The 25911-nt window shown below is 27.7% G+C and carries 28 protein-coding genes and 1 other annotated feature; of the genes, 3 read left to right on the top strand and 25 right to left on the bottom strand.

The window, feature by feature from the left end:
* Positions 1-20 precede the first annotated feature (20 nt).
* The 23 genes from BN854_RS03590 to uvrC form a co-directional block, all read right to left on the bottom strand.
* Entirely contained in the window at positions 21-674 is a 654-nt protein-coding gene (locus BN854_RS03590; RefSeq protein ID WP_026658709.1) for a 3'-5' exonuclease, read from the bottom strand.
* A 1-nt stretch (position 675) separates the two neighbouring features.
* Positions 676-1377 carry a DNA polymerase III subunit delta gene (holA, locus tag BN854_RS03585; RefSeq protein WP_407921730.1) on the bottom strand — a complete coding sequence of 234 codons (702 nt, stop codon included), beginning with the start codon at positions 1375-1377 and terminating at the stop codon, positions 676-678.
* Positions 1365-1622, bottom strand: a complete 258-nt coding sequence (locus BN854_RS08100; RefSeq protein WP_026658694.1) for a DNA polymerase III subunit delta — start codon at positions 1620-1622, stop codon at positions 1365-1367. Before BN854_RS08100 ends, holA begins: the two co-directional genes overlap by 13 nt.
* Before the next feature lie 70 nt (positions 1623-1692).
* Positions 1693-3582, bottom strand: coding sequence for a ComEC/Rec2 family competence protein (locus BN854_RS03575; protein WP_045959749.1), 1890 nt, complete (start codon positions 3580-3582; stop codon positions 1693-1695).
* On the bottom strand, positions 3548-4027 hold the full coding sequence (locus BN854_RS03570; RefSeq protein ID WP_026658681.1) for a ComEA family DNA-binding protein: 480 nt from the start codon (positions 4025-4027) through the stop codon (positions 3548-3550). The genes BN854_RS03575 and BN854_RS03570 overlap by 35 nt, the downstream gene beginning before the upstream one ends.
* Positions 4028-4073: 46 nt before the next feature.
* A complete protein-coding gene (locus BN854_RS03565; RefSeq protein WP_026658673.1) occupies positions 4074-4709 on the bottom strand; it encodes a class I SAM-dependent DNA methyltransferase in 636 nt (211 codons plus the stop codon).
* Positions 4709-5020 carry a ribosome silencing factor gene (gene rsfS, locus BN854_RS03560; RefSeq protein ID WP_026658669.1) on the bottom strand — a complete coding sequence of 104 codons (312 nt, stop codon included), beginning with the start codon at positions 5018-5020 and terminating at the stop codon, positions 4709-4711. Before rsfS ends, BN854_RS03565 begins: the two co-directional genes overlap by 1 nt.
* A complete protein-coding gene (yqeK, locus tag BN854_RS03555; protein ID WP_026658660.1) occupies positions 4995-5576 on the bottom strand; it encodes a bis(5'-nucleosyl)-tetraphosphatase (symmetrical) YqeK in 582 nt (193 codons plus the stop codon). The genes rsfS and yqeK overlap by 26 nt, the downstream gene beginning before the upstream one ends.
* Positions 5573-6112, bottom strand: coding sequence for a hypothetical protein (locus BN854_RS03550; RefSeq protein ID WP_231854666.1), 540 nt, complete (start codon positions 6110-6112; stop codon positions 5573-5575). Before BN854_RS03550 ends, yqeK begins: the two co-directional genes overlap by 4 nt.
* A 26-nt stretch (positions 6113-6138) precedes the next feature.
* Positions 6139-6603 (bottom strand): GTP-binding protein, encoded by a 465-nt coding sequence (locus tag BN854_RS03545; RefSeq protein WP_026658643.1) that lies wholly within the window; start codon positions 6601-6603, stop codon positions 6139-6141.
* Positions 6587-7132 (bottom strand): YqeG family HAD IIIA-type phosphatase, encoded by a 546-nt coding sequence (locus BN854_RS03540; protein WP_026658635.1) that lies wholly within the window; start codon positions 7130-7132, stop codon positions 6587-6589. The genes BN854_RS03545 and BN854_RS03540 overlap by 17 nt, the downstream gene beginning before the upstream one ends.
* A 2-nt stretch (positions 7133-7134) precedes the next feature.
* The gene (gene greA / locus BN854_RS03535; protein ID WP_026658629.1) at positions 7135-7608 is read right to left on the bottom strand and encodes a transcription elongation factor GreA; all 474 of its coding nucleotides are present in this window, start codon (positions 7606-7608) and stop codon (positions 7135-7137) included.
* Positions 7609-7649: 41 nt separating this feature from the next.
* Positions 7650-8276 carry a M48 family metallopeptidase gene (locus BN854_RS03530; protein WP_026658622.1) on the bottom strand — a complete coding sequence of 209 codons (627 nt, stop codon included), beginning with the start codon at positions 8274-8276 and terminating at the stop codon, positions 7650-7652.
* Complete coding sequence (locus BN854_RS03525; protein ID WP_026658612.1) at positions 8267-9448, bottom strand: peptidase U32 family protein; 1182 nt, start codon at positions 9446-9448, stop codon at positions 8267-8269. Before BN854_RS03525 ends, BN854_RS03530 begins: the two co-directional genes overlap by 10 nt.
* Positions 9449-9452: 4 nt before the next feature.
* Positions 9453-10325: a peptidase U32 family protein gene (locus tag BN854_RS03520; protein ID WP_026658604.1), complete on the bottom strand. Its 873-nt coding sequence runs from the start codon at positions 10323-10325 to the stop codon at positions 9453-9455.
* On the bottom strand, positions 10322-10906 hold the full coding sequence (locus BN854_RS03515) for an O-methyltransferase (RefSeq protein WP_026658596.1): 585 nt from the start codon (positions 10904-10906) through the stop codon (positions 10322-10324). Before BN854_RS03515 ends, BN854_RS03520 begins: the two co-directional genes overlap by 4 nt.
* The gene (locus BN854_RS03510) at positions 10896-11171 is read right to left on the bottom strand and encodes a DUF1292 domain-containing protein (protein WP_026658588.1); all 276 of its coding nucleotides are present in this window, start codon (positions 11169-11171) and stop codon (positions 10896-10898) included. The genes BN854_RS03515 and BN854_RS03510 overlap by 11 nt, the downstream gene beginning before the upstream one ends.
* Before the next feature lies 1 nt (position 11172).
* Positions 11173-11592 (bottom strand): Holliday junction resolvase RuvX, encoded by a 420-nt coding sequence (gene ruvX / locus BN854_RS03505; protein WP_026658584.1) that lies wholly within the window; start codon positions 11590-11592, stop codon positions 11173-11175.
* Positions 11589-14171 carry an alanine--tRNA ligase gene (gene alaS, locus BN854_RS03500; RefSeq protein WP_045959744.1) on the bottom strand — a complete coding sequence of 861 codons (2583 nt, stop codon included), beginning with the start codon at positions 14169-14171 and terminating at the stop codon, positions 11589-11591. The genes ruvX and alaS overlap by 4 nt, the downstream gene beginning before the upstream one ends.
* A gap of 46 nt (positions 14172-14217) precedes the next feature.
* Positions 14218-14408 (bottom strand) — a binding site (T-box leader).
* Between the two features lie 54 nt (positions 14409-14462).
* Positions 14463-16241, bottom strand: coding sequence for an ABC transporter ATP-binding protein (locus tag BN854_RS03495; protein WP_026658567.1), 1779 nt, complete (start codon positions 16239-16241; stop codon positions 14463-14465).
* Positions 16222-17964: an ABC transporter ATP-binding protein gene (locus BN854_RS03490; protein WP_026658558.1), complete on the bottom strand. Its 1743-nt coding sequence runs from the start codon at positions 17962-17964 to the stop codon at positions 16222-16224. The genes BN854_RS03495 and BN854_RS03490 overlap by 20 nt, the downstream gene beginning before the upstream one ends.
* 17 nt (positions 17965-17981) lie before the next feature.
* A complete protein-coding gene (locus tag BN854_RS03485; RefSeq protein WP_026658551.1) occupies positions 17982-18815 on the bottom strand; it encodes a 3'-5' exonuclease family protein in 834 nt (277 codons plus the stop codon).
* Positions 18812-20551: an excinuclease ABC subunit UvrC gene (uvrC, locus tag BN854_RS03480; RefSeq protein WP_026658545.1), complete on the bottom strand. Its 1740-nt coding sequence runs from the start codon at positions 20549-20551 to the stop codon at positions 18812-18814. The genes BN854_RS03485 and uvrC overlap by 4 nt, the downstream gene beginning before the upstream one ends.
* Positions 20552-20734: 183 nt before the next feature.
* Between uvrC and BN854_RS07455 the strand changes: the two genes are divergently transcribed.
* The gene (locus BN854_RS07455) at positions 20735-21304 is read left to right on the top strand and encodes a TetR/AcrR family transcriptional regulator (RefSeq protein ID WP_026658538.1); all 570 of its coding nucleotides are present in this window, start codon (positions 20735-20737) and stop codon (positions 21302-21304) included.
* Between the two features lie 79 nt (positions 21305-21383).
* Here BN854_RS07455 and BN854_RS07855 read toward each other — a convergent pair whose 3' ends face one another.
* Positions 21384-21530: a hypothetical protein gene (locus tag BN854_RS07855; protein ID WP_026658531.1), complete on the bottom strand. Its 147-nt coding sequence runs from the start codon at positions 21528-21530 to the stop codon at positions 21384-21386.
* A gap of 323 nt (positions 21531-21853) precedes the next feature.
* Between BN854_RS07855 and BN854_RS03470 the strand changes: the two genes are divergently transcribed.
* The gene (locus BN854_RS03470; RefSeq protein ID WP_026658523.1) at positions 21854-23083 is read left to right on the top strand and encodes a PLP-dependent aminotransferase family protein; all 1230 of its coding nucleotides are present in this window, start codon (positions 21854-21856) and stop codon (positions 23081-23083) included.
* On the opposite strand, the gene BN854_RS03465 is transcribed toward BN854_RS03470, so the two are convergent.
* On the bottom strand, positions 23073-24839 hold the full coding sequence (locus tag BN854_RS03465; protein WP_026658520.1) for a hypothetical protein: 1767 nt from the start codon (positions 24837-24839) through the stop codon (positions 23073-23075). The two genes, BN854_RS03470 and BN854_RS03465, sit on opposite strands and share 11 nt — an antisense overlap.
* Before the next feature lie 118 nt (positions 24840-24957).
* Here BN854_RS03465 and BN854_RS03460 point away from each other — a divergent pair, with 118 nt between their 5' ends.
* Positions 24958-25866, top strand: coding sequence for a tyrosine-type recombinase/integrase (locus BN854_RS03460; protein WP_026658514.1), 909 nt, complete (start codon positions 24958-24960; stop codon positions 25864-25866).
* Positions 25867-25911: the final 45 nt, after the last annotated feature.

Here is a 25911-nt window from a genome sequence, read left to right as displayed (position 1 = left end):
CATCCTAGGATGTATTTTTTTTATGCTTTTTCTACTTCTAATCTATTTCCGTATTGTGGAATATAAGTAACATGTGGCAATTTGATACCAGATACACCGTATTTAGGATTATAGCCTATTTTATTTACATAGTGTTTAATGACTGGCTTTTCTGCTTTAAGTGCTTTTAAAACCTCGTATGTTGCGTATACATCATCTAATGCTCTATGCGTGCTTAAAACACTGACTTTATATTTTGCTACTGCGTTTTCTAATCTATGAGGAAATTCGTTTCTATCTTTATAAACTACCATGACATCTAAGATGTCATTTTTTATTTTATAACTTGGTTCATAAAAATCTTGATACATTTTTTGTAAGAAACTTAAATCAAATTGAATGTTATATGCCACCAAAAGCGTTTGTTCATCAATCATTGATGATAATTGTCTAAATGCTTCTTTTGGTTCTACACCATCTCTTAGTAACATTTCATCTGTGATATTTGTGATTTCTACTATTTTAGCTGGTAAAGGTTTGTCTGCTGTGACTAATAGATTAAGTTCTTTTGAGACAACATAAGTATTATTTTTTTCTTCTAGTAATACTGCACCAATTTCTATTACTTGGCTATCTTGTGGGCTTAGCCCACTTGTTTCAAAATCGAATATAAGTACTTTGTTATTTTTTAACATTTTATACACTCCCTAGTATTAGTAATTCAAGTCCTATTTTTTTGTCAATATTTCCTGATTTTATTTTAAAATCTAATTGTGATAAGCTTGATAATAAGTATTCTAATTTTTCTTGTTTAACAACTTTTGCGTCTTTAATTAAAAAATAGGCTCTACCTTTTTTATAATTAAAATATTGTGCAATTTGTTCTTGGTTATAATGCTGATTTAATAAATCTTTAGCATACATTAATTCACGAACCCTTTGTCCTAATTGATTAATAATTCTTAAAGGCTCTTCATTGGTTTGCATTAAGTCTTTAAAAACTTCATGTGCTTTTTCTATTTTTTCTTCTAAAACTAATTTTGTTAATTCATATATATTATCTTCTAAGTTTTTACTAACTAGCTCTTTGATAAGTTCAATTGTTATTTTTTTAGTATCATAGCTATATAGTTTTAACTTATTGATTTCCAAATCTAGTGCATATAAATCATAATCGACTCTAATAGATAGTTCGTTTGCGGCAATATCATCAATTATAAACCCTTCATTTTTTAAAACTCTTTTAATATACTCAGGATACTGTTCTTTTTCTAAAGTCTCAACGGTATCTATATATGTGTATTTTTTAAGAGCCAGTATTAAATCATTGGTATCTTCCAAATTAGATGAAAGAAAGATTAATTTAATATCTTCACTTGGTTTTTTTAGATAGTCAATAACTTTTTTAATTTGACTTCTTTTTTTTGATCTATTTTTTCAAAGTTTTTCACGATAATAATTTTTTCATCCGAAAAAAAGGAAATTGTTTGTAGTTCTTGAATCAGCTCTTCTATTGGAGAATCATCAAGATCATACTTAATAATATCTACCTCTTTATTTTTATATTCAGTTAACATAGTTTCTAATTTTTTTTCTACGAAGAAAAATTGTTTACCAAAAATAGTATATATACGTTCTTTCATAACACAACTCCCTTTCACAAGTTATTATACTAAATTTGTGTCATATTTAATAGCCTTGTTTGAGTCTTTCTCAATTTATATCATTTTTAAATATTTTATAATTATATGTGACCGCGTGATTTTCTGATGTGATAAATACTTTAATTCCTTTTTTCTTTAGGCTATTAATAACATCGATATCCGGTAAGCCATAAGTATTATTTTTTCCTACTGAGATAATTGCATGACTAGGGTTGACGTAGTTTATAAATTCCATTGTTGATGATGTATTAGATCCATGGTGGGCAACTTTCAATAAATTAGCTTTTAAGTTGTTACCATATCTTTTTATATAGTTCTTTTCCGCTTCTTTTTCTATATCACCTGTAAATAGAATTGTTTTATTATTAATCTTTATTTTAAAACAAACTGAATTATTGTTTTTACTTTCTAATTTTTCAAAAGGACCAAAAAATGTTATTTCTGTTTTTTCATGATACATATAATCTTTGATTTTTATCACATTATTATGATGAATATCATATCCATTATCATAGAAACTTACAATAAGTGTTTCTACTTTAAATTGATCTATCATTTTCTGGGCATTTTTAATATGGTCTAAGTCTGAGTGCGTTAAGATAAGATAATCTACTTTACTTATGCCATTAGTCTTTAAAAAATCAATACTTTGATCAAATGCATCTACCACAATAATCTGATGATTTTTTTTCATAACTGCCGTATCTCCTTGTCCGACATCTAAAAATACAACCCAATTATTATTAAGATCAATGATTATATATTTAATCATTACTATCATCAGTAAAAGGATAAGTGTATATATTTGTCTTATTCTTATCTTTTTATGCTTAAAAATGAAAATAAGACTACTAAAATAACCTATAAAATAGACTTCATTAGGTTTAAAATAGATGAACCTAATAGATTCTAATTGAAGTTTAGTCATAGATAGATAATGAAGCATGTGACTATTTGAGTAGTCTTTCCAAAAAAACTGAATAGGGTATAAAATCGCCTTTAGATTTCTGTAACTTAAATTAAGTAAGTCATATAAACTAAAAGACTGATTCCAGTATAAAATAAATGGGATTAGGGTTAATATGATAATTTTTTTATTTTGAGTCAATCCTAATAGTGTTTTGATAATTAAATAAACAATGAACCCTTGATTTAAAATATATGTGGGTTGATATAAGATAAGTATTATAAAAGCTAAATTATTTTTTTCATGGTAAGAAAGTATGTTTCCACACTTTATTTTAATTCCAAGTAAAATTAATTTAAATTCTAAATAATAATGCATTTTAAAAAGAATCATCAATACAATGGTCAAAACTAAATAAACGATATTTTGATATCTTTCCTCTAAATCAAAATAGTAACAAATCTTGTCTACTACTTTATAATAAATATAAAATAATAACATATATGAAATATATTCATTTTTTGAAAAGTCTTGTGTATACTCCCTTACTCTAAAAAGTTTAAAACTGCCTATTTTTATGATCTCATTTGTCTTTATATAGCCAATCACTTGATTGCCAAGATGAAAGTACTTCTGATTAAACCCTCTAGGATTAAGTTCTTTTTCATATTGTATTATTTTGCCACTTACTTTAATTACATCGCCGATATCAAATTCAGTTTTGCTCATTACATCTATTTTTTTAAATAACAGCTTTACTGCATATTGATTGTAATATTCATTTTTATTTATTTCGATGATCATTCCATATTTTAAGAAATTAATTTTTACTATAAAGATATAAATAGTTATGATAATAAATGAAAGAATAATAAAAGCTATTATGATGTTTTTATTTTTTCTAACTTTTATGAGTGTCCATAGCATGATAAAAACAAATAAATAATAGTGTATCATTAAAATAAATATCGTAACAAATAACAAATATAAGTGTAGATCATCTAATGTAAAAATAGTCTTTAATCTTTTCAAGAGTTTTTTCACCAATTCCTTTAATATTTAGCAACTCTTCTAGTGTTTCAAAAGGCTTATTTTTTCTGTATATAATAATTTCTAAAGCTCTATTTTCTTTGATGCCCAAACTAAGTAATTCATCATAAGAAATTGAATTAAGATCATATTTATAATTTTTTTCTACTTCACTTTTCTTAAACGGAATATGATATTTTTTATTTTTAATTATCTCGTTTAAATCTACCATTTTTATATCTGCATCAGGCATAAACCCATGAGCTAAATTGATAAGTACAGCTATTGTATCTGTTTGTTTAAGTTCATAGATACCAGGAATAACTACACCACCTGTAATTTCAACCTTTATTGTATTCGGCAAAATAATTTTTTGGGGTTGTTCTTCCTTTTTAAAAGTAATAAAAAATATGAGACATAATAATAAAATCAATGATGCCTTTTTCATTAAAAAAACCTCCTTCACTACCTATACTAGTAGTCAAAGAGGCATTTTACTTATTACAAATGTAATATTCTTTTCTTTCGTCATTCCCTGAAATTTTTTTAAATTTAAATCCTAGTTTTTTTAATATCTTTTCGTAATAACTTGTTTCATATAAATATTGTTTAAATTCTAATTTATAATTGTGTGTAGAAAAATCATGTGAGAGAATGTGGTTTTTTGACTGAGTATGCCACTTGTAAGAAAAAGGATATTCATCTTCTTCTTGATAGTTTTTCATAATTTCTAAATACTCTATCTTATAAATATCAAAGATAAATAACCCATTATCTTTAAGTCCTTGATAAATATTAGAAAAAATAATCTCAATATCTTCAAAGTAATTAGTCACATCAAACAACATCAGTATTTTATCAAACTGCATCGGAAGTACTTCATTTAAATCATGATAGTATAAAACATCTTCCTTGTTTATTTTCTTGCCTGCAACAGATAACATATTTTCATCATTATCAATTCCCTTAGCATATAAAAATCCTGTGTTTCTTAAGTAATTTAAAATATGTCCTGTTCCGCATCCTGCATCTAAAATAAGATCTTCTTTATTTAAATAAGGAATAATTGGCTCTAAAATACTTTCATAGTCAATATCTTCCATCAGTTGATCATAGTAATATGCAAACATTAGTATACTTTTTTCACACCTAATAATCTTGTATCAAAATTATAGAATTTTCTTTCTTCTTCTTTAAATAAATGAACAATAATATCTCCTAAGTCAATTAATGCCCAACCACTATCTTTTCCTTCTACATTTTTAACATCTTCTGTCATTTCTTTTTTAAAATGGCTAAAAGCTGCCATAGACTGTCTATCATTGACAGTAGCTATAACAAAATAATCATAGAAAGGTGAAGTTTTTTCAAAATCATATGCTACAAGTTCTTTTACATTTAAATCATCTAAAATTTTAATTGTCTGTTCTAGTTTTGTCATCTAACTGCTCCTTTATTTTCTCAATTACTAAATATTGCTCATCGTGTATTTTATTTCCTTGTTGTTTATTATAAGAAATATTATCTACTAAAAACTCATAAATTGCTTGGTCAATATCTGTAAATGCTAAGTTTCTAAAGTGTTCTACTTTAGGGTATGTTCTGCCTAATTCTATTTTATCACTGATAAGAACAATTTTATCTGCCATAGACATATTTTCATCGCCCCATACGTGTTTTCTAATAGCGCTTAGGATTTCTTTGTTTTTAATATCATAGCGATATTCTAGTAATGCTGCAGCAGCTAGTGCATGATACATAACAGGTGTTTCACTATATTTTTTTACTAATTTTAAATCTATATATCTAATTTGATCAACTAAGTCATCATACTTAGAGTAATCATGAAATAAAGCAGCAATCTGAATTGGCTCAACTTCTTGATTGTAATGTTCTGCGAGTTTTGTCGCCATTTCATATACTCCTAGAACATGCTTAAGTCTTTCTGGGTGTTTTTCTAGTTTCTCTTCTACTGCTTTTCTAATTTCTAAAATCATTTAAACATTGCCTCCATTAGAGTAACATGCATATTTTTAGCATGTACTACTTCAATTGTAGCTGGTCCTAAAAGATGTAATATCCCCATATCCGCAAATGTCACTTGGTATTTAATCTCTTTATCTAATTTAAATATTTTCGTTTCATAGCTATCTGCATAGTGATTAAACTTAATTTCTTTTTTGTCAAATAAAATGGGTACTTTTAATACATTTGTCTTATGGTACTTAATTATTTGATTAAAATAGAAAACAAATGATTGTTTTTCACCTTTGATATAATTAATAGCTATCAAACCATCAATAATGATCGCTTGAGTCGCATTTAATTGATAAATAGTAGGTCTAAGTACTTTTTCTGGTAAAATGGTCTTATATTTTTCATAGGGCATAATTTGATGTAAATAACCCATTTGAAATAACCCTGGCATATCCCATAAAATTTTATCATGAAATTTTTCTTGTAAAGCTGTTTGAGTCAAGGCAGCTTTTTTCATGTTTAAAGCTGTTGTATTATGAGTAAGAGCTTTAAAGATAGTAGTTTTACCACTGTTTTGTACCCCTAGTAAATAAATATTTTTTCTTTGTAACTTAATAAATAATCTTCTAGAGAGCTTATATCTTCTTTTTTAAGGGCTGACATAAATACGATATCTTCATATGGTATTTTGTTTTTTCTTGCTTTTCTAACAATCTGATCCATTAAGTAATCTAAATTAGTACTTTCTGGAAGCAAATCCATTTGATTGATAATGTATAGATATTTTTCATTTGGGTAATATCTATCCACACGATATGAAAAAAGCATATCTAAGTGCATCACTGAACTTACCATAACAATTAGAGACTTACTTTTTAGTTCTGGTAGACTTTCTGGGTGAAAGTGATCGGTTGCTATGCCGTAATTTTTAAGTTGATAACATGACTTGCAATAAGTTGCTTCAAGGTTTTCTACATAGCCTGGCATTGTTTTATCACTATTTTGTAAAATACTGCCACAACCCAGACATTTAGTTTCCGTTGACATAGTCTTCTAACCTTTCTTTATAAATTAGAGGCTCTTTTGCTTTTATTTTCTTAAGAACAAGTTTTTCTATTTTTCTATTAAGCCTTGTAAAGAAATGATCACTTTTTCTTTTAACAGCTTTTACTAATACAGCCTTTATCTTCATTCTACTTGCCCCATAAACATCTGTCATGAGTTGATCTCCTATCATGAGGACTTCATCTGGATTGACAGAAGCTAATTTTAAGGCCTTTTTATAGCCGCCTTTAAAAGGCTTTTTTGATAAATAGACATATGAAAACTGTCCCTTAATAGCTGTTAAAACTCTAGAAGATCTTGCGTTAGATACAATAACGACTTTAAAATCTTTTTCTAATTTTTGTAAAAATTCTACATGCTCAGTAGTTAGTTCAGTTTCTTCATAACTAATAATTGTATTATCCAAGTCAAAAAACAAGGCATTAATTCCTTGTTGTTTATAACTTTGGTACGGAATTTCATATATTGATGCATAGTACGCTAAAGGAATGCATTTATTATATATCGCCATGTTTAAGCTACTTCTAATATTTCAACGTGGAAGTTTCTACCAGTTTCAGATTTAACTAGAACTGTTTCGCCTTTTTCATGACCTTTAATACTTTTTCCTAGTGGTGATTCAATAGAAATTTTGCCAGTTATTGGATCAGTTTCGATTGTACCTACTAGATGAAATTCTTTAATTTGGTTTTTTTCAACAAATTTTAATTTAACTACTTTACCAATATTTACAGATGCATCATCTGATGTTTTGATAATTTTAAGATTTTTTAAGATTGTATCAATTTCAAGAATTCTTGATTCAATACGTGCTTGTTCATTTCTAGCAGCATCGTAATCAGCATTTTCTGATAAATCCCCTTGTTCTCTAGCTTCCTTTAAAGCTTCAAGATTTTCTTTTCTTTTTACATCTTTTAATTCTATTAATTCTTCTTTTAACTTATCTACACCCGCTTGGGTAAGTTCGTATACTTTTTTCACTGCCATAAAAATGCCTCCTTAAATATCCTATATATTATAACATAATTTTAAAATATAATTGGTATCTTCTTTAATTCTTTTTCAATTTCCTTGTGATTTGCCATTAATTGATCTAATACATGATAAAACTTTTGTGAGTGATTTGGAACAATTAAATGAGCATACTCATGATATATCACATATTCTAAATAGATAGGATCTATTTTAGCTAAGAATATGTTTAAAGTAATTTCTTTTTTTACAATGTGACAACTACCGTATTTAGCAGTTAATTTCTTGTAGATAAAAGGTACTTTGTTTAATCCAAGTTTTTGTAAATTAGAACTTATTTTTTCAAATATTTCTTCTGTTTTTAACCTAACTTCATTTTTTAATATGAGATAGTAATTTTTATCTGATATTTTTAATCCGTTTTTTAAGTAAAATTCATCTTCGCTTAGAACTTTACCCCAAAGTTGATACTTTTCTGTATGAACTTTTTTGTCCATTTTATTCTTAAGTAAGGGATATTTTTCTATAACAAAGCGATCAATATCTTCTATTTTAATATACTTATTAGCACTAACATATAAAATGTTATTTTTAAGTCTAATATATGCGTTTTTAATTTTCTTATACTCAATTTGGCATTCAATGTGCTCGCCATCAATTAAGTAATACTTAGTTATAGACATCTTATAAGATCGTATGGATGTAACTTAATATTTGTATGAATTAAAAGTTGTTCCTTTGGTCTTCTTGCAATATCAAGATCATTTCCATCTAAATCAGTCATTTTTTCTATTTTAAAGTATTTTTCAGGTTCTTCATGGCTCATTACTTCGACTTCTGTGCCAACTTCAAAATAATTTCTTTGTTCTACCAAAGCTGTTTGAGTTTTTTCATCGTAAGCTAATACTATCCCTATGAAGTTTTGACTAGGTTTTTCACTTCTCATTTGATAAAGTTGTTGTTCAACTCCTGGTACACCTTCTAAGAAACCTGATGAAGCTAATCTATTTTCAGCTTTTTTTAATCTTTTAACATAATATTCGTAGTCTTTGATTTCTTTTGTATGTACATACTCATCAATCATTTGTCTATAAGTAGAAACAACAGTCGCGATATAATGTAGACTCTTCATTCTTCCTTCAATTTTTAAAGAAGATACATTTGCGTCTATTAGTTTTGTAATTTGATGAACTGCCTCTAAGTCTTTAGAAGACATAGAAAATGGCACTTCTTCAGAAAAACTTTCATTATTTTCTTTTAAATCATAATTCCAGCGACATGAGTGGGCACATCCACCTCTATTAGCATCACGACCTGTCATATTATCTGATAAACTACATCTTCCAGAATAAGACATGCACATACCACCATGAATGAAAACTTCTATTTCAGTATCGGTACTACTTGTAATACCTTTGATTTCTTCTACTGTTAATTCACGGCCTAACACAACTCGGCTTGCCTTTTTTTCAGTCCAAAATTGAACTGTTTGCGTATTTAGTGCTGATTGCTGAGTAGATATATGTACTTCTAAGTTTGTATGTTTTAATGCAGTATCCACAATATATGGAGAAGCTGCGATGATTGCATCTACTTTAGCTTCTTCTAATGCTTGTAAATACTCAATTAAATCATGCATATCTTCATGATGAGGAATAATATTAGTTGTTACATATACTTTTTTATTTAAATTGTGGGCGAAAGTAGTAGCTTCTTTTATGTCATCTACAGTAAAATTAGAGGCACGTGCTCTTAGTGAAAACTGTTGTCCACCTATAAATACTGCGTCAGCTCCATATAATAAAGCAATTTTTAATTTTTCTAAATCCCCAGCGGGGGCTAATAATTCCGTCATTTTCTTACCTCTTATAAAAAGTCTTATTAAATAGGAATCCTTTATCCCAGGATTCATTGTATTTAGACTGTAATTGGTCAATCGTTTCTTTATTTATTTGATTATCATAATACATTGGTAATATGAGTTTTAAGTATGCATCATCTTTAAAGATTGTGTCTATCACAAGATAATCAATTGCTTTTTTAATCTCACTTAATTCTTCTAAACTTGAAAAAACTTTACTTCTAAAAACATGTGTTCCAGCATAATCTTCTAATACTGGATATGGATCATCTTTTCTTTTTTCTTCTATAATCAGTAAATCTTGTTTATCTTTAAAGTCTTCTTTACTATTTAAGTAGTCAGCGTAGTTTTTAAGCAGTTTTCTTTTTGAATAAAACATGTTTAAATGCCCATGACCTACCATAAAGGTATGTGTCTTTTTATTCTTATTAATAATTTTGATATCTTCTAATGTAATTTCTTTTGCCACAAAGCCTCCAAAAATACCTGTTTCTGCTAAGTAGTTAAAATCAAAATAATTAGTAAGTAATGTTTCTGGATTATAAATAGCTTTATTGTGTAAGTTCTTATCCTTTAATATCATATAAACACCTATATCAGCGATGATATAGCCTGTGATTTTATCAATTGGTAGTTTATCAATAAATTGACTTACTTCTTCTAAGTGTTCATTAGTGTACATTTGATTAAGGGTAATGAAACATTCTTTATGAAGCCTATTAGCTATATCTATGATTTCAAGTATTTCATCTAACTCAAAACTATGGGTTAATCTAGTGGCATATACTTCATTTCCAGTGATGATACCATCTAGGTAGTCTTTATTTTCAATGAGCGCTTCTTTACTATAAATTGTTGTTAAAATTTTCATTGTTGTCCTTCTTTTCTCCTAGAAATACTCATGCCATCACCTACATTATAAAAGGTTGTTTCATATAAACTATTTTCTGTTAAAAAATCTTTAAATCCATTAATTTTTCTTAACAGTTGTCTTGTATTTCTTGAAACCATTTCTGGTGTTAAATTATGAAAGTTTAAATTATCACACACAATGATTCCATTAGGTTTTAAATAGTGTTGGTATTTATTGAAAAATTTTTCATATTGGGCCTTTGCGGCATCAATAAAAATCAAGTCGTATTGATTAAGCGGCCCATCATATAAAAGGGCATCTGCGTAAATTAGATGTATAGGGTAATCTAATGGTTTAAGAAATTGGCTTGCTTCCTGATATCGTTTAAGGTCTCTTTCAATGGTATCTACTTTAATATCAGGCTCACTCATTAAAAGAGCACTATAGCCAATCGCAGTTCCGATTTCTAGAATACTTTTTACATTATTTTCTTTTATCGTCTTTAACAAAAATGAAAGCCCCTCATCACAAATGATAGGAACATCATTTGTTTCTGCGTAGCTTTTCATTTCTTGTAAAACTTGTATTTTATTCTTCATCAAACTCTTCTTCGTCTAATTCTGCTTCTAACTCATCAAAGTATTTGTCTAATACTTTATCGATCATATCCCATTCTTCATCCGTTTCAATATCCACTAAAATACCTTCATCATTATCGTTTTCTTCATAGATTGCAGCGCTAATTTCTTTTGTATCATCAAATTCAAATACAACATAGTTTTTATCATCATTATTATATGTGAATAAAATAGTTGCTAATGTTTCTTCATCATCTCTAATAATACTTAATTTTTCTTCTTTCATTTTAAGCTCCTTTAAAATCGAGATATCCTTGTAAGATCACAGCGGCTGCCATTTCATCTTTTAAGGCTCTTTGTTTTTCCTTTTTCTTTTTATTATCACTTAGCATACGTAATGCTGTTTTTGTTGATAGTCTTTCATCCCATAAAACAACTTCTATTGGATGTCTAGAAACTAGTTTTTCTTTGAATTCTTCACTAATTTTACCACGAACTCCGATATCATTGTTCATATGTTTAGGATAGCCTAATACAATAACATCTATTTTTCTTTCATTGATTAAAGAAATCAATTGTGTAATTGCATCATCATAGTCATCTTCTAAAAATCTTAAGGTAGTTAAGTTACTTGCAATAATTCCTGTTTCAGAGATTGCAACTCCTAACGTTTTAGTTCCTAAATCTAGTCCTAAATATTTTTTCATAAAGCTTTTTCTACTTCTAGTAAGGCATTTTCTAAATTGGTTAAGTCTTTTGTTCCACCTTGGGCTAAAGTAGGTTTCCCACCTCCAGAACCATTTGTTAATGACGCTGCTAATTTAATGAGAGTGCCTGCGTTATTTTGATTACTTTTGGCAATAAATGTTGCTTTATCTAAATCAACATGAACAACAAATAGCACATCTGCCTTTATTTTATCATAAATTACATCAATTAATTGTTTTAATGTAGACATATCCATAGATTTTGTTATTTTGATAACCATTTTAGCTTTTGGATCTTTAGGAATAAAGTCTGAAGCATTTTCTAATATTTTTTGTGTTTCTTTGAGTGATACTTCTTTTTCAAAGTTTTTAACATCATTTTTAAGCTCTTCTAAATAATTTCTATAGTTAAGAATATCTTTATAACTGCCTATTAATTCTGGTAAAGTTTTTTCATTAAATTTATAAGTTTGGCTTTCTAATCGTTTAGCTTTTTGAATCAATTCATTAATATCAGCTAATGTGTTTTTTAATGTATTTAAAATAAGTGGTTCAACATTTTTAGTAACACCTTCAAAACGATAAATACCTGAACCAATAGATTCTACTGATGTAATCGCAAATTGTTCAATTTCAGAAGTGTTAGTAACATGTGTTCCACCACATAATTCAATTGAATAACCATTGATATTAACGACTCTTACTACATCACCATATTTTTCACTAAATAGAGCTTGTGCCCCTAATTTTTTAGCATCATTAATATTCATTTCTTTTGTAATAACAGTTTCTTTTAGTTTGATATGATTGTTAACAATTTTTTCAATTGCTAAAATATCTTCTTCTGTAATCTTATCAAAATGATTCACGTCAAATCTTAATAAATCTTTAGTTACTTGTGATCCTTGTTGGTGAGAGTGGCTACCAATAGTATCTTTAATTGCTTGGTGAAGCAGATGGGTTGCTGTATGGTTTGATGAAACTAAGTTTCTTGTATCTTTTGAAACAATTGCTAAAACATCATCATTTTCATTAAATTCGCCTTCTACTTCATGTAGGTATTGTCCATTTGGTAGTTTTGTAACATTTGTCACAACTAAACCATTAATGGTACCTTTATCAAATACTTGTCCACCCATTGTTGCATAAAAGGGTGTTTCTTCTAAAACTATGCCAGAAGGAAAGACTTTAATGACTTTAGTTTCAACTTCTAAAGTATTATATCCAACAAATTTAGATTTTTCTTTAAAGTTAATATAAGCTTCTTCTTGACTCTTCATTCCTTCATTTTGTGTTCTTGCGTTACGTGAACGCATTTTTTGTTCTTCTAATGCTTGTTTAAAACCTTCTAAATCAACTGTAATATGATTTTCTTCTGCGTATTCTAGTGTAAGTTCAATAGGAAAACCATAAGTATCATAAAGTTTAAATGCTGCCTCTCCTGATAATTGATTGTTTTCAATAGATGATAATAGGTGTTTTTCTCCATCACTAATCGTTTCAAAGAATTTTTCTTCTTCTTTTTTAACTATCTTTTTAACTATCTCTTTAGTTTGTACTAAATTCGGATAAAAATCTTTCATCATTTCTACAACTGTATCGACTAATTGGTATAAGAATGGTTCATTTAATCCAATACTTCTACCGTATTTAACTGCACGACGTAAAACTCTACGTAAAACATAGCCACGCCCTTCGTTAGATAAAACAGCTCCATCACTAATCGCAAATGTCAATGTTTTAATATGATCAGCAATCACTTTATAAGCCATTTGCCCTTCGTATTTAACATGAGATAATTTTTCAGTTTCAAGAATGATTGGGTAGAAAAGGTCTGTTTCAAAGTTTGTTTTTGTACCTTGTAGTACACAAGCAAATCTTTCTAACCCAGCTCCTGTATCAATATTTTTGTTTGGTAATTCTTTATATTGGCTTCTTGGAATGCTAGGATCAGCATTATATTGTGAAAATACGATGTTCCATATTTCAATAAATCTTTCATTTTCTAAATCTTGTTCTATAAGTTCTTTGCCTCTTTTGTCATATGCTTCTCCACGGTCAAAGAATATTTCAGTATCTGGTCCTGATGGGCCAGCTCCAATTTCCCAGAAATTACCTTCTAATGGAATTAAATGGCTCGGATCAACACCACACGAAACCCATGTTTCATAAGCAAGGGTATCATCAGGATAATAAGTCATATACAGTTTATCTAATGGAAAGCCAAACCATTTTTCACTTGTTAGTATTTCAAATCCGTATTTGATTGCGTCTTCTTTAAAATAATCCCCAATTGAAAAATTACCTAACATTTCAAAAAAGGTATGGTGACGTGCTGTTCTTCCTACGTTGTCTATGTCATTAGTACGAATACATTTTTGTACATTCGTAATTCTAGCATGGTCTGTTTTTTCTGTTCCATCAAAATATTTTTTAAGTGGCGCAACACCAGCATTAATCCATAGTAAAGTTGGATCTGATACTGGGATAAGTGATGCTGATGGTTCAATTTTATGTCCCTTAGATTTAAAGAAATTTAACCATGTTTCTCTGATTTGTTGTCCTGTCATTTTTTTCATTTTGTTATTCTCCTTGTAAAAATATAAAAACGTCCCTAGAAATTAATCTAAGGACGAATAAAATTCGCGGTACCACCTTAGTTCTATAACTGATGTTATAGCCCTTATGTTTATCGTTAAAGCCGATTTACTTTTAGCTCCTAAGGTAGCCTTCATAATCTTTTAACATCTGTTTACACCTGCCACAGACTCTCTTTAGATAAAAGTATTACTACTCCTCTTAATCATTGCTAATGATATTTTATCATATTTTAAGTTACATGCAAGCATTTTATCATAAATGACTTAGATTTATTTAAACTGGCTCATAAATAGTTCGTAGTAGAATCCTTTTTTAAGCATTAATTGTTGGTGATTACCAGATTCTATGACATCACCATCTTTTAATACTAAAATTAAGTCTGCATTCATAATTGTTGAAAGTCTATGAGCAATGATAAATGAAGTTCTATGTTCCATTAAATTAGACATTGCTTCTTGAATTTTTATTTCAGTGTGAGTATCTACATTAGAAGTTGCTTCATCAAGAATTAATATTTTAGAGTCTGAAAGAATTGCTCTAGCGATAACTAAAAGTTGTCTTTGTCCTTTAGAAATACTTATGCCATCATCAGATAAAATAGTATCATAGCCTTTAGGCAAGTTCATAATATAATGATGAATTCTAGCTTTTTTAGCCGCTTCTACTACATCATTAAAATTCTTGTTTTCATTACCGTATGTAATATTTTCAAATACAGTGCCTCTAAAAATCCATGTATCTTGTAAGACCATAGAATATAGTTTTCTGTATTCATTTCTTTTAAGTTGTGTAATATCATATCCATCTAATAATATCTTTCCAGATAAAAGATCGTAATATCTCATTAGTAAATTAACAATAGTTGTTTTTCCAGCTCCTGTTGGTCCAACGATTGCTACTTTTTGACCTTCTTTGGCAGTGAAATTTAAGTTATGAATAATTGTTTTATTTGCGTTGTATCCAAAAGAAACATTCTTAAATTCAATATTTCCTTTTGGATTTAAAAGAGTTATGGCGTCTTTTGTATCTGGTGTTTCATCACTTTCATCTAAAACATTAAAGACACGTTCAGCAGCAGCTAACGCACTTTGGATATCAGCAACTATATTACTCATTTGATTAATTGGTCCTGAAAATCTTCTAGAATAAAGCATGAAGCTAGAAAGGCTTGCTAGATCAATATATCCAAAGACTTTTAAAATACCGCCAACAGTTGTGACTAAAACAACTGATAAGTTATTAATAAAGTTAACAGTGGGTCCAACTATTGTAGATAACTTACCTGAATGATAACTTCTTTTGGCAGTTTCTAAGTTAATTTCATCAAATTTTTCTAATATATTATCTTCTTGCACATAAGATTGTATTGTTTTTTGTGCTGTAATCATTTCTTCAGTATAGCCATTTAAGTAAGCTAATTGTTGGTTTCTTAATCTGAGTCGTTTCTTAATTGATTTAGACATTTTTCCTGTAACAAAGAAAGTTAAAGGAATCGTAAGTATAAATACTAAAACTAATACAGGTGACATAATCATCATCATAACAAATGACACGATTAAAGTAATAAAACTTGTAATAATGCTCATCACATCACTTGCTAATGATGTACTGATAGTATCAATGTCATAACTCATTCTACTAATGATATCACCTGTTAGGTGAGTGTCAAAATAAGAAACAGAGACTCTTGTAATTTTACTAAATAAATCTTCTCTTAATTTATAAACGACTCCTTGAGCAATTTTTGCCATTGCAATTGATAAGTAATAGTTAAGTATTGCACTAATAACATAAAAAGCAACCATTAAACAGCCTACAATATAAACTGATCTAAACTCAACGCCATTTTCCATGGCCCCAATCATTTTTCCAATTAAGTAAGGTCCTACTAAAGATAAAGAGTTAGCAAGTATTGTTAGAATAAAACCTGTCAATAATTTTAATCGGTAAAAAGAAAGATAATGCCATAGGCGTTTAATCACATATTTTTTATTTTTAGCACGTTGAGTGCCATCATTTCCTGATCTTCTAGTGGTTTGTTGATTCATTTAACTCACCTCCTAGTTGATGTTTAATAATGTTTTGATACTGTTCTGAAGTTTGTTCTAGTGTTTCGTGTGTACCACTTGCAATAATTTTTCCATCTTCAATCACTAAAATTAAGTCAGCTTCTTTAATACTGCTTATTCTTTGTGCCACTATAATTTTAGTTGTTTCACTTAAATGTTCTTTAAGTGATAATCTCATATTCATATCTGTTTGATAGTCAAGGGCACTAGATGCATCATCTAAAATCAACAGTTTAGGTTTGCCGGCAACAGCTCTTGCGATTAAAAGTCTTTGTTTTTGTCCACCTGAGATATTAGTTCCTCTTTGTGTCATTTTTTCATAATTTTTTTCTGGCATTTCATCAATAAAATTAGCTTGTGCGATTGTTTTAGCTAATTCAATATCTTCTGGTAAAATATCTTTTCTACTAAATTGAATGTTTTCATAAATTGTATCAGATAAAATTAAATCTGTTTGTAAGACAAGTCCGATACTTTTTCTTAAAGCACTTAAGTCAAGGTCTTTAAGATTTTTACCAAACATTTTAATTTCACCTTGATAAGGATCGTAAAATCTCATAATAAGATTGATGATAGTTGTTTTACCAGAACCTGTTGCCCCTAATATACCTAGGGTTTGTCCTTTATATAATTTAAAGTTAATGTCTTCTAGATGATCACCTTTTTGATTATATGAAAAATAAACATGTGAAAACTCTATGTGTGGTGTTTCATTGACTTCAAAAACTTCCATATTTCCATTTTTCATATCTGTTTTAAAGTCTAGAACTTCGATGATTCTAAGACTAGAAGCGGTTGCTTTTGACATTTGAATAAAAACTCTTGTAAGTGACATTGTTGCATTCAAAATAATGGTGAAATAAGTAACAAAAGCGAGTATTTCTCCTACTTTTGTTTGACTATTAAACACTCTATAAGCACCTATAATAAGTACAACTACTAATCCTAAATTCATAATAACATCGACTAATGGTCTAATTTTAGACATAGACTTAGTAGCCTTTAGTTCACTTTCAACTACTTCTTTATTATTAAGATCAAACTTATAATTTTCATGTTCTACCATCGATAAGGCTTTTACTACTCTAGCACCTGTTATATTTTCACGTAAAGTTCTAATTAATTTATCTACTTTCACTTGAATATCAGTATATAAAGGTCTTCCCATTTTAGATGTTCTAAGTGAAAAGTACATGATAAAAGGAATCATTGCGACCATGATAAGTGCTAAAACCCAATCTAAAAAGAAAGAAACTACAATTCCACCTATAAACAAAATAGGAGCTCTCACACCTAGTCTTTGTATACTCCCTACTGCACTATAGATATTATAAGTATCTGTTGTCATTCTTGAGATTAAAGAAGTTTGAGTTAATTCGTCTACTTGTTTAGCAGATAATGTTTCTATTTTAGAAAAAAGCTCATATCGGATGTCTCTTACTGTGTAAGCAGCAACATATTCTGCCATACGATTAGCTTTCATATTGAAAAACCATCCAAATAATACAACCAGTAACATAAGAATACCAAGTAAGATGATTTTAGTAATATCATCTTTACTTGAAGTTGGGATTAATTGGTCAATCATATATGCAGTTAAATAAGGAATAGCTAAATCTGTTAAAGTCCCAATTACTTTAAATATAAGTAACCCGATTACCTTTTTTTTATATTTTTCCATTTTATTAAATATAAACTGCATATGCTCATACCTTCTTTTTATTTCATTTGTTTTAAAAATGCATCAAATACATATTTTGTTACAGAAGCATCCACTTTAGCATCATGAACTTGAAATTCATTTTTATCATAATAAAGTTTATATGCTTTAAATAATCCAATATCATCTTTTAAATTAAAATAATCTTTGTGTAATTTTAATAAATCAATAAAACTTTTATCATTTGTAATTCTTTTTACTTTATGCAAATCATATGATTCTTGTAAAGCAGTAATATCATTTTTACCCCATACAACTAGTTGAGGGCGATAGTCTTTGATAATTTTTTTAAGTTTTTCATAAAAGTTAGCATATGGTACTGCTTTTTCAAAAAATAAATCTTCATCTAATTGTAAGAATTTTTTAGTTCGCTTATTAATACTTTCTTTTTCAACTGGCAGAATATAGTATCCGTCTTCTAAAATGGTATTCCCAGCAGCATCCGTTAAAACATAACCTGTTTGAATTAATTCAGGTTTAAACTCTTTTTGATGATAGTGTGGCATAGTCATTTCAAAATCTATAAATAAGAAATGAGAGTATTGTTTGACAACTTGTCTCATTTGAGATCTTAAGTTTTCTAAATCATATAAAACTCTTTTTCTTGGATGATAACTTACTATTTGTGTGAAGTATGAAATTTGATACGCATACTGATTTAAATGTTTTTTTCTTTTTTCTAAGACCGTAAAAGAGGCAAACATACCTTCTTCTAAATGTTCCATAAATACTTTTGATAGTCTATTAGGTAGATAAAACATTTCCTTTTTTCCATTAACAATACAATAAAATACTTTATTTGTATAGTCAACTTCTGTAATTTGATATTTCACTTTAACACCTCTTTAAGATTATTTGCGACTGCTTCTGGTATGCCGATATCTGTGAGTTGCTTGATACTAGCATTTTTAATTTCATCGATGCCAGAAAAAGTTTGTAATAATGCTTTTTTTCTTTTTTCACCTAATCCAGGTATTTTATCAAATACGGATAGATTAGCTTGTTTTGTTCTTGTTTTCTTATGGAAGGTAATCGCAAATCTATGGATTTCCTCACTTAAGCTTAATAATAATTTAAATAATTCAGATTTTTTATCTAAGAAGATAGTTTCATTAGGGATGACTAGGGCTTCTAATTGGTGCTTATTATTCTTTTTAAGTCCGCCTATTGGAATATTTAACCCTAGATTATTTAAAGTCTCTAAAGCTGCGTTTAATTGTCCAATGCCACCATCTACTAAAATTAGATCTGGCATCGTTTTATTTTCTATTAATAATCTTTGATATCTTCTATAAATAACTTCTTTAAATGATTGATAATCATCCTCAACTGCCGTTTTTATGTGATACTTACGATATAAGTTCTTATCAAACTTTAAGTTTTTATAAGTAATCATCGCAGAAATTGGGGCAACTCCAAATAATTGAGCGTTATCAAATACTTCTATATGCTGAATTTCTTTTTCAAATATTTTAGATAATTGGTTCATACCTTCTTGTTTGAGTTCATCTTTTACTCTATAGACTAAGTGATGTTTTAGAAGATCCTCTTTAGCATTATCTAATGCTAAATTGTATAACTTCTTCTTATCACCTTTTTTAGGAATATAGATTTTAGTTTCTAACAATGTTTCTAAATCATCATTTTCCCAAGTTTCACCTACAACCAGTTCTTCTGGTTTCAGTTCTATTTGATAATGCTGAACTAAATAGGTTAAAACATTTTCTTTAATATCTCCAATATATGAAAAGACACTTTGATGCGTATCTAAGATTCTTCCTTGTCTCATTTTTAGAATGTGTATTGCAATATCATCCTCATTATGAGTATAGGCTATAAAATCTCTGTCTTTTAAGTCATTAATACGCATGACTTGTTTTTCTGTTGTGGTTTTAACATGTTCTATCATATCTCGATATTCAATAGCCATTTCAAATGATAACTCTTCAGATGCCTTTTCCATGAGCATTTTAAGTCTTTTTAAAGCGTCTTTATTATCACCTTTTAAAAATCTAGTAATAGATTCTATATTCGGTTTATAGTCTATCTCACCATTGTGGCAACAAGGTCCTAAGCATTGACCAATATGATAATAAATACATGGTTTAGGTGCAATTGGGTTACATCTTCTAAGTGGGTATAATTTATGTAGAAGTTTAACTGTTTCTTTAGCGCTTGTGGCGTTAGGATAAGGTCCAAATAAAATAGCATTTTTAGGAACTTCTTTATATCTAGAAACGACTAACATTGGATCTTTTTCACTTGTTATTTCAATATAAGGATACGTTTTATCATCCATTAATCTAATATTATACTTAGGTGAATATTGTTTAATTAAATTAGCTTCTAAAATAAGTGATTCTTGTTCACTGTTAGTCATTACATATGAAAAATCAGCTATTTCAGAAACTAAAAGAGCTGTTTTTTTATTATGTGAACCAGTAAAGTAACTTTTCACTCTATTTTTTAATATTTTAGCTTTACCTACATAAATAACCAAGCCATCCTTATTTTTCATTAGATAGCAACCTGGGTTAAGGGGTAGATTTTTTAATTTTTCTTCTAACATTTGATTCACCTAAATATATTTTAGCACAATTAAAACTTTTATTATAGTTATATTCAAATATGTGAAGATAATTAGCATATTATAAATACGATTTAGTTGTTTTACATATTTCTTTAAGCCTATATTAAAAGACTTATTTATTTTTTTATGTTATAATTCACATTGTTAACGGAGGTGTTTATATTGGGAAAACATATTGAAAGAACGCTAAAAAAAAGAAATGACATCTTAGAAGCTACTAAGTTACTATTAAAAGAAAAAAGTATTCATCATATTACAATTGATGATATAAAAAAAAGAGCTCATGTCTCTCAAGTAACTATTTATAATATATTTGGAAGTAAAGATATTTTAATAACCGAGGTTTTAAAACTTCATGCCAATGAAGCGATTTGTTCTGTTGTTAAAATTTTAGAAAGTGATTGTAGTGCCTATGATAAGCTCATGAACTACTTTAAGTTTACTTTTAATACTTTTACTGAAAATCCTTACCAAGAATCGATTCAAGAATATGTTTATTCTGGATTAAATAAAGAAATAAAAGATTATGTTTTAAACCTGTATCAAGGTTCATATCCTGCAATGATTAAATTATATACCTCATGTTTAGAAGCAAAACTCATCAGACCTTCTATTACTATGGAATTATTTTTCCAAATGTGTGATATGTATACACAAATTAAGCCTAAGTTCTATGCTAGTAAAGAACAACTTGATAATTTATTGGAATCTATTATTAAGAGCTTTGCATAATTTTATAAATAACCTTTATATTACAAAAGGATATCTTAAATGTGAAGATATCCTTTTTTCTATTTAAGTATAATAATATTTAATCTTTTAATGATGCTATAGAGACTACTAATATACCACCTTCTCTTATATATGAATAACTGCTTCCAGTTAAGACCATCAAAAATGAAGGCTTTTTCATTTTGGTTGTATCTATTTTATTCTCAAGTAATTTTAATGTTTTCACCCTTCTTCTACTAAGTGCTCCGATAGCTTAATTTCTATTATATCACAAAGAACTGAAGTACTTTTCACTTTGGTGTTTGAGAATATCATCCTCTATAATTAGTTTCTACTTTAATCAACCTAATAAATTAGATATACTAAAATAATTTGATACTCTACTTAAACCAATGCAAATATCTACTTTCTACATTAATATGAACATAATTCTTTTAATCTGCGGTCATTCTTTTTGAGATCAACTTCAATATATTCTTTAGGACAAATGGAACTATAATCAATTCAATAAGTTTCCTCTTAATAATAACAAATTATTGGAGGGAATGTATGAGCACTAGTTTTCTAGATGAATTCAAAAAATTATACAAAGAATATACAAGGTTCAATAATATTAAAATTCCATTATGTGCTGCAGAAACATATGTTTCTGATTTTGTTAAGCAAGGATTGCGATCAGAATTTGAAGGTAAATACATACAAGGTTATAAGAAAAGAATAATCGATAAAGACAACATTGGAAGTGACTATATTTATCGGTTAATGGAACTAGTATCTGGAATATGCAAAGAAATATACAATGTGAAATATACTGATTGTAGAACCTTATCCGGAATGAATTGTTTTTCTATACTAGCAATGTCCCTATTGAAAAATGTAAAAAAAGTACTAATTACAACCAAAGATATGGGAGGGCATCCGTCTTTAACAAAAATACTTGAAAACTATGGGATTAATTATAAACCAATACCATATGATTATGTAAATTATGATATAGACTATACACTTCTAAATCAGATTTTGAGAGATGAAGATATAGAATTTATTATTATATGCCAATCTGATTTAATAAAAAGTCCAGACATAAAAAAGATAAAATTAACCTCTAATCAAGGAATTATTTACGATGCCTCTCAAACTTTGGGGTTAATTGGTGCGGGTCTATTAGAAAACCCCTTGAATTTAGTTGATAATTTACTGCTTATTGGAGGAACTCATAAGACTCTCCCAGGTCCAACTTGTGGGATAATTATGACAAATAACAACGATTATATTGAAAAAATAGATTTTTCAATATCACCAACATATTTAAGAAATATTCAGCCTAATAATATTGCTTCACTTTTTTTAGCTTTAATTGAACTTAAAGAAATTGGAATAGCTTATCAAAATAAAATAATAGAGACATCTAACCTGTTAGGTAAACTGTTAGAAGAAAAAGGTTTAACTGTACGTAAAATTAACAGAAATATTTATAGTGAAACACACCAAATTTTTATTGAAACTAGTGAGAAAACGGCTGATATATTATATATTAATGCGACAAAATTCAATATAACACTAAATAAAAGAAAATCTAGGTTATTAACAGGAATAAGGTTGGGAACTCAAGAAATTGCTAGATATAATTTTAATACTAGAGATTTAAATAAAGTTGCAGAACTAATTTACTTAATATCAAGAGAGTTTCCTAATGAGAATAAAATACGTTCACTGTGCTATGAAATTTCTTCAAAAAAACAAGCATCCTACATTATAAATGACTTGTTTATGGAATAAGGAAAATATTTTTATCAAAAAAAAGTTTACTTGCAACCAGTGATTCAGAATTCACACCATCAATAATTTCTGATAAATGATGCGCTATTTTTAAATTGTATGACATTTTTTTATCAGTACATATGGTCTTTATTTTTTCTAAGTCTATCTTATTGATTAGTTTAAAATCTTTATGTTGTGTTATCTCAATATACCTGATCATACAGTAAACAAGAGAGTATATATCAAAGTCATTATTCATTATATATATATCTAAACATTTTGAGTAGTAGATTATCGCATAATCATATCTTTTTTGGTGTCTGTAAAACTCTGCCTTAATAAAATAGCAATTAGTGATAAATCTGCTATTATGTTTTTCATATATTTGAATAATGCTATTTATAACCGAGTGTGCATTTTCAAAACTAATCTCTTCATGTTTATTCATTTTTAGATTATTGTAAATCAATGCTACTCCTTTATAAGTTTTGTAAGGATCATTAAAATGATTTGATGTAATCTTATTGATTTCTATATAATCTATACTATTTAGAAACTCCTTTAAATACTCTTCATTATCATATTGTGTGTAAGAAAGTAATAATAAACTCAGAGATCTTAAAGTAAAATCATTTTTATCTAAATAAGAAATGTACTTTAGTGCCTCCTTAAATTTTCCCATATGTTTTTTTATATGGGATATTTTTTCTATTATTTTGTTGGCTTTTAAATCATCATTTACTATTATTATATTTGATAAAAGGGCCTCTAACATCTCAACTGATTCGACATAATTATTTTGCAAGTGGGTTAAATCAGCCTCTAAAAATTTATACTCAAACTCCAAATCTACATTTAATCTTAATTGTCTAATAAATGCTGGGTTACTACTTAAATTATCTAACATTTCTTTTGCTTTTTTATAATCTCCAATTTGCATAGTAAACTCAATTTCAGCAATTGTTCTGTGGTTTTTAATAAATGAAGTAAATGTTGATTCATCATGTAAAATTTTATTAATATTTTTTACATTTCCACCAGTTATTTCAAAAACAATACTAGCCTCCTCGTCAGATAAATCTCTGTAGAATTTTTTAGAGTAGAGTGTCTTAATATCAGTAACTGTCATATTAGATAAAACAGATTCTTCTTCGGATGTAATTTTACAATAAACAATTATATTATCTTTATTAATATCACCGTAAAAAACTGGCATATTATCCACTAGTAAAAGATTTATTTTAAATATTGTTTTTGGATAATTATATTGTATTGAATTAAATGTATCAGGATTATAATCAACAAGATGTGCATCACCTATCTTTTTCTTTATATACGTCCACTTGTAAAAGTCATCAGATAGATATTTTTTAGCAAGTTCTTTGTTATAAAATATATCTCTAATTTTTCTTAATAGTTCTGTTTTTCCGACACCACTTTGATCTTTTGTTTTTATAGAAATGATTTTTGTTAAATTTTTATTCTTTAATATAGTATATAATTCATCAATTACAAACTTAATAGTCTCTTTTCTATCAGTAAATAAATCAGTCGATATTTTTATATATTTTTCATCATAATATATATTTCCAATAATAGTTGGAATAACAAAATATGCCATTGCCGATATTTCACAAATTACAGCAATTATTTTTACATAATTACTACTTTCATTACTATAAAAATATGAGAAGGTGATTCCAATAGAAAACAATAACATAAAGAATATATTTAAAGATGTTTTAGTTCTATTTGCCAGTTTATATTTTTTCATTTTCCCTCCAATAATTTGTTATTATTTATACCAAATATAGTAAAAATAAATTTTGTCTATATATTATCACTATTTGATACAATTGAGTAGGGCGAAACTGTCCTAAGGAGAATATTACATGACGAAAACAACGAAACAAATCAATTATTTTCTAGAAAAGATAGAAAACTCTAAGAATTTATCTTCAAAAACTATAAAAGCTTACTACTCAGACTTAGTAGACTTTGTAAATTTTGAACAAGTGGATATTACAAAAAGAAATATTATTAGTTATTTAAATCATCTTAGAAATGAACGCAACTTAAAAGATACTTCTATTAAACGAAAACTTATAGCTATTAATATGTTTTATAATTGTCTATTTGAAGATAATTTAATTAAATCAACACCTTTACTTAAACTAAAATTTAGTTTTAAAAAAGAGAAAAGACTTCCTAAAACACTCACAGTTAAGGAAGTCTCTAATCTTTTAAAAGTAATTGATTCATCTTTGGAAAATACAAAGTCTTCTTTTAATCAATTTATATCTATAAGGGATGCCGCTATTTTAGATTTACTTATTACTACTGGTATGAGAATACATGAAGTTGTTGCTTTAAAGCTTGAAGATATTATATATCATGAACATACTATACTCATTCATGGTAAAGGAAGAAAACAAAGATTAGTATATATTTCATCTCAAATTACTTGGGATAGGTTAAAAAATTTTATTAAACTAAGAAACACATTTACAGTGAATCATTCATCTGTTTTTATAAATAGATATTTAAATCCAATGTCAATTTATGCAATTGAAGATGTTTTTTCTAAATATCGAGATTTAGCTAAAATTAATCCTTCTGCTACTCCTCATTATTTAAGACATACGTTTGCGACTAATTTACTAGCCAATGGTGCAGATATAAGATCAGTCCAAGAAATATTAGGACATGCTAGTATTTCTACTACTCAAATTTATACTGAGGTTACAAATAAAAGAAAGCGCCAAGTTCTAGCAAAATTTAATTATCGAAATAAATTATAGCCATTATAAATAATAAAGCTCCTTTTTGAACTAAGGAGCTTTATC

The sequence above is a fragment of the Alteracholeplasma palmae J233 genome (assembly GCF_000968055.1).
Taxonomy (GTDB): Bacteria; Bacillota_I; Bacilli_A; order Acholeplasmatales; family Acholeplasmataceae; genus Alteracholeplasma; species Alteracholeplasma palmae.
This window is presented reverse-complemented; position numbering and strand designations above follow the sequence as displayed.

Coding starts and splice junctions, on each gene's coding strand:
- BN854_RS03590 (WP_026658709.1), bottom strand. CDS start 674: ATGTTAAAAAATAACAAAGTACTTATATTCGATTTTGAAACAAGTGGG.
- BN854_RS08100 (WP_026658694.1), bottom strand. CDS start 1,622: ATGAAAGAACGTATATATACTATTTTTGGTAAACAATTTTTCTTCGTA.
- BN854_RS03570 (WP_026658681.1), bottom strand. CDS start 4,027: ATGAAAAAGGCATCATTGATTTTATTATTATGTCTCATATTTTTTATT.
- BN854_RS03565 (WP_026658673.1), bottom strand. CDS start 4,709: ATGTTTGCATATTACTATGATCAACTGATGGAAGATATTGACTATGAA.
- rsfS (WP_026658669.1), bottom strand. CDS start 5,020: ATGACAAAACTAGAACAGACAATTAAAATTTTAGATGATTTAAATGTA.
- yqeK (WP_026658660.1), bottom strand. CDS start 5,576: ATGATTTTAGAAATTAGAAAAGCAGTAGAAGAGAAACTAGAAAAACAC.
- BN854_RS03545 (WP_026658643.1), bottom strand. CDS start 6,603: ATGTCAACGGAAACTAAATGTCTGGGTTGTGGCAGTATTTTACAAAAT.
- BN854_RS03540 (WP_026658635.1), bottom strand. CDS start 7,132: ATGGCGATATATAATAAATGCATTCCTTTAGCGTACTATGCATCAATA.
- greA (WP_026658629.1), bottom strand. CDS start 7,608: ATGGCAGTGAAAAAAGTATACGAACTTACCCAAGCGGGTGTAGATAAG.
- BN854_RS03530 (WP_026658622.1), bottom strand. CDS start 8,276: ATGTCTATAACTAAGTATTACTTAATTGATGGCGAGCACATTGAATGC.
- BN854_RS03525 (WP_026658612.1), bottom strand. CDS start 9,448: ATGACGGAATTATTAGCCCCCGCTGGGGATTTAGAAAAATTAAAAATT.
- BN854_RS03520 (WP_026658604.1), bottom strand. CDS start 10,325: ATGAAAATTTTAACAACAATTTATAGTAAAGAAGCGCTCATTGAAAAT.
- BN854_RS03515 (WP_026658596.1), bottom strand. CDS start 10,906: ATGAAGAATAAAATACAAGTTTTACAAGAAATGAAAAGCTACGCAGAA.
- BN854_RS03510 (WP_026658588.1), bottom strand. CDS start 11,171: ATGAAAGAAGAAAAATTAAGTATTATTAGAGATGATGAAGAAACATTA.
- ruvX (WP_026658584.1), bottom strand. CDS start 11,592: ATGAAAAAATATTTAGGACTAGATTTAGGAACTAAAACGTTAGGAGTT.
- alaS (WP_045959744.1), bottom strand. CDS start 14,171: ATGAAAAAAATGACAGGACAACAAATCAGAGAAACATGGTTAAATTTC.
- BN854_RS03495 (WP_026658567.1), bottom strand. CDS start 16,241: ATGAATCAACAAACCACTAGAAGATCAGGAAATGATGGCACTCAACGT.
- BN854_RS03490 (WP_026658558.1), bottom strand. CDS start 17,964: ATGCAGTTTATATTTAATAAAATGGAAAAATATAAAAAAAAGGTAATC.
- uvrC (WP_026658545.1), bottom strand. CDS start 20,551: ATGTTAGAAGAAAAATTAAAAAATCTACCCCTTAACCCAGGTTGCTAT.
- BN854_RS03470 (WP_026658523.1), top strand. CDS start 21,854: ATGAGCACTAGTTTTCTAGATGAATTCAAAAAATTATACAAAGAATAT.
- BN854_RS03465 (WP_026658520.1), bottom strand. CDS start 24,839: ATGAAAAAATATAAACTGGCAAATAGAACTAAAACATCTTTAAATATA.
- BN854_RS03460 (WP_026658514.1), top strand. CDS start 24,958: ATGACGAAAACAACGAAACAAATCAATTATTTTCTAGAAAAGATAGAA.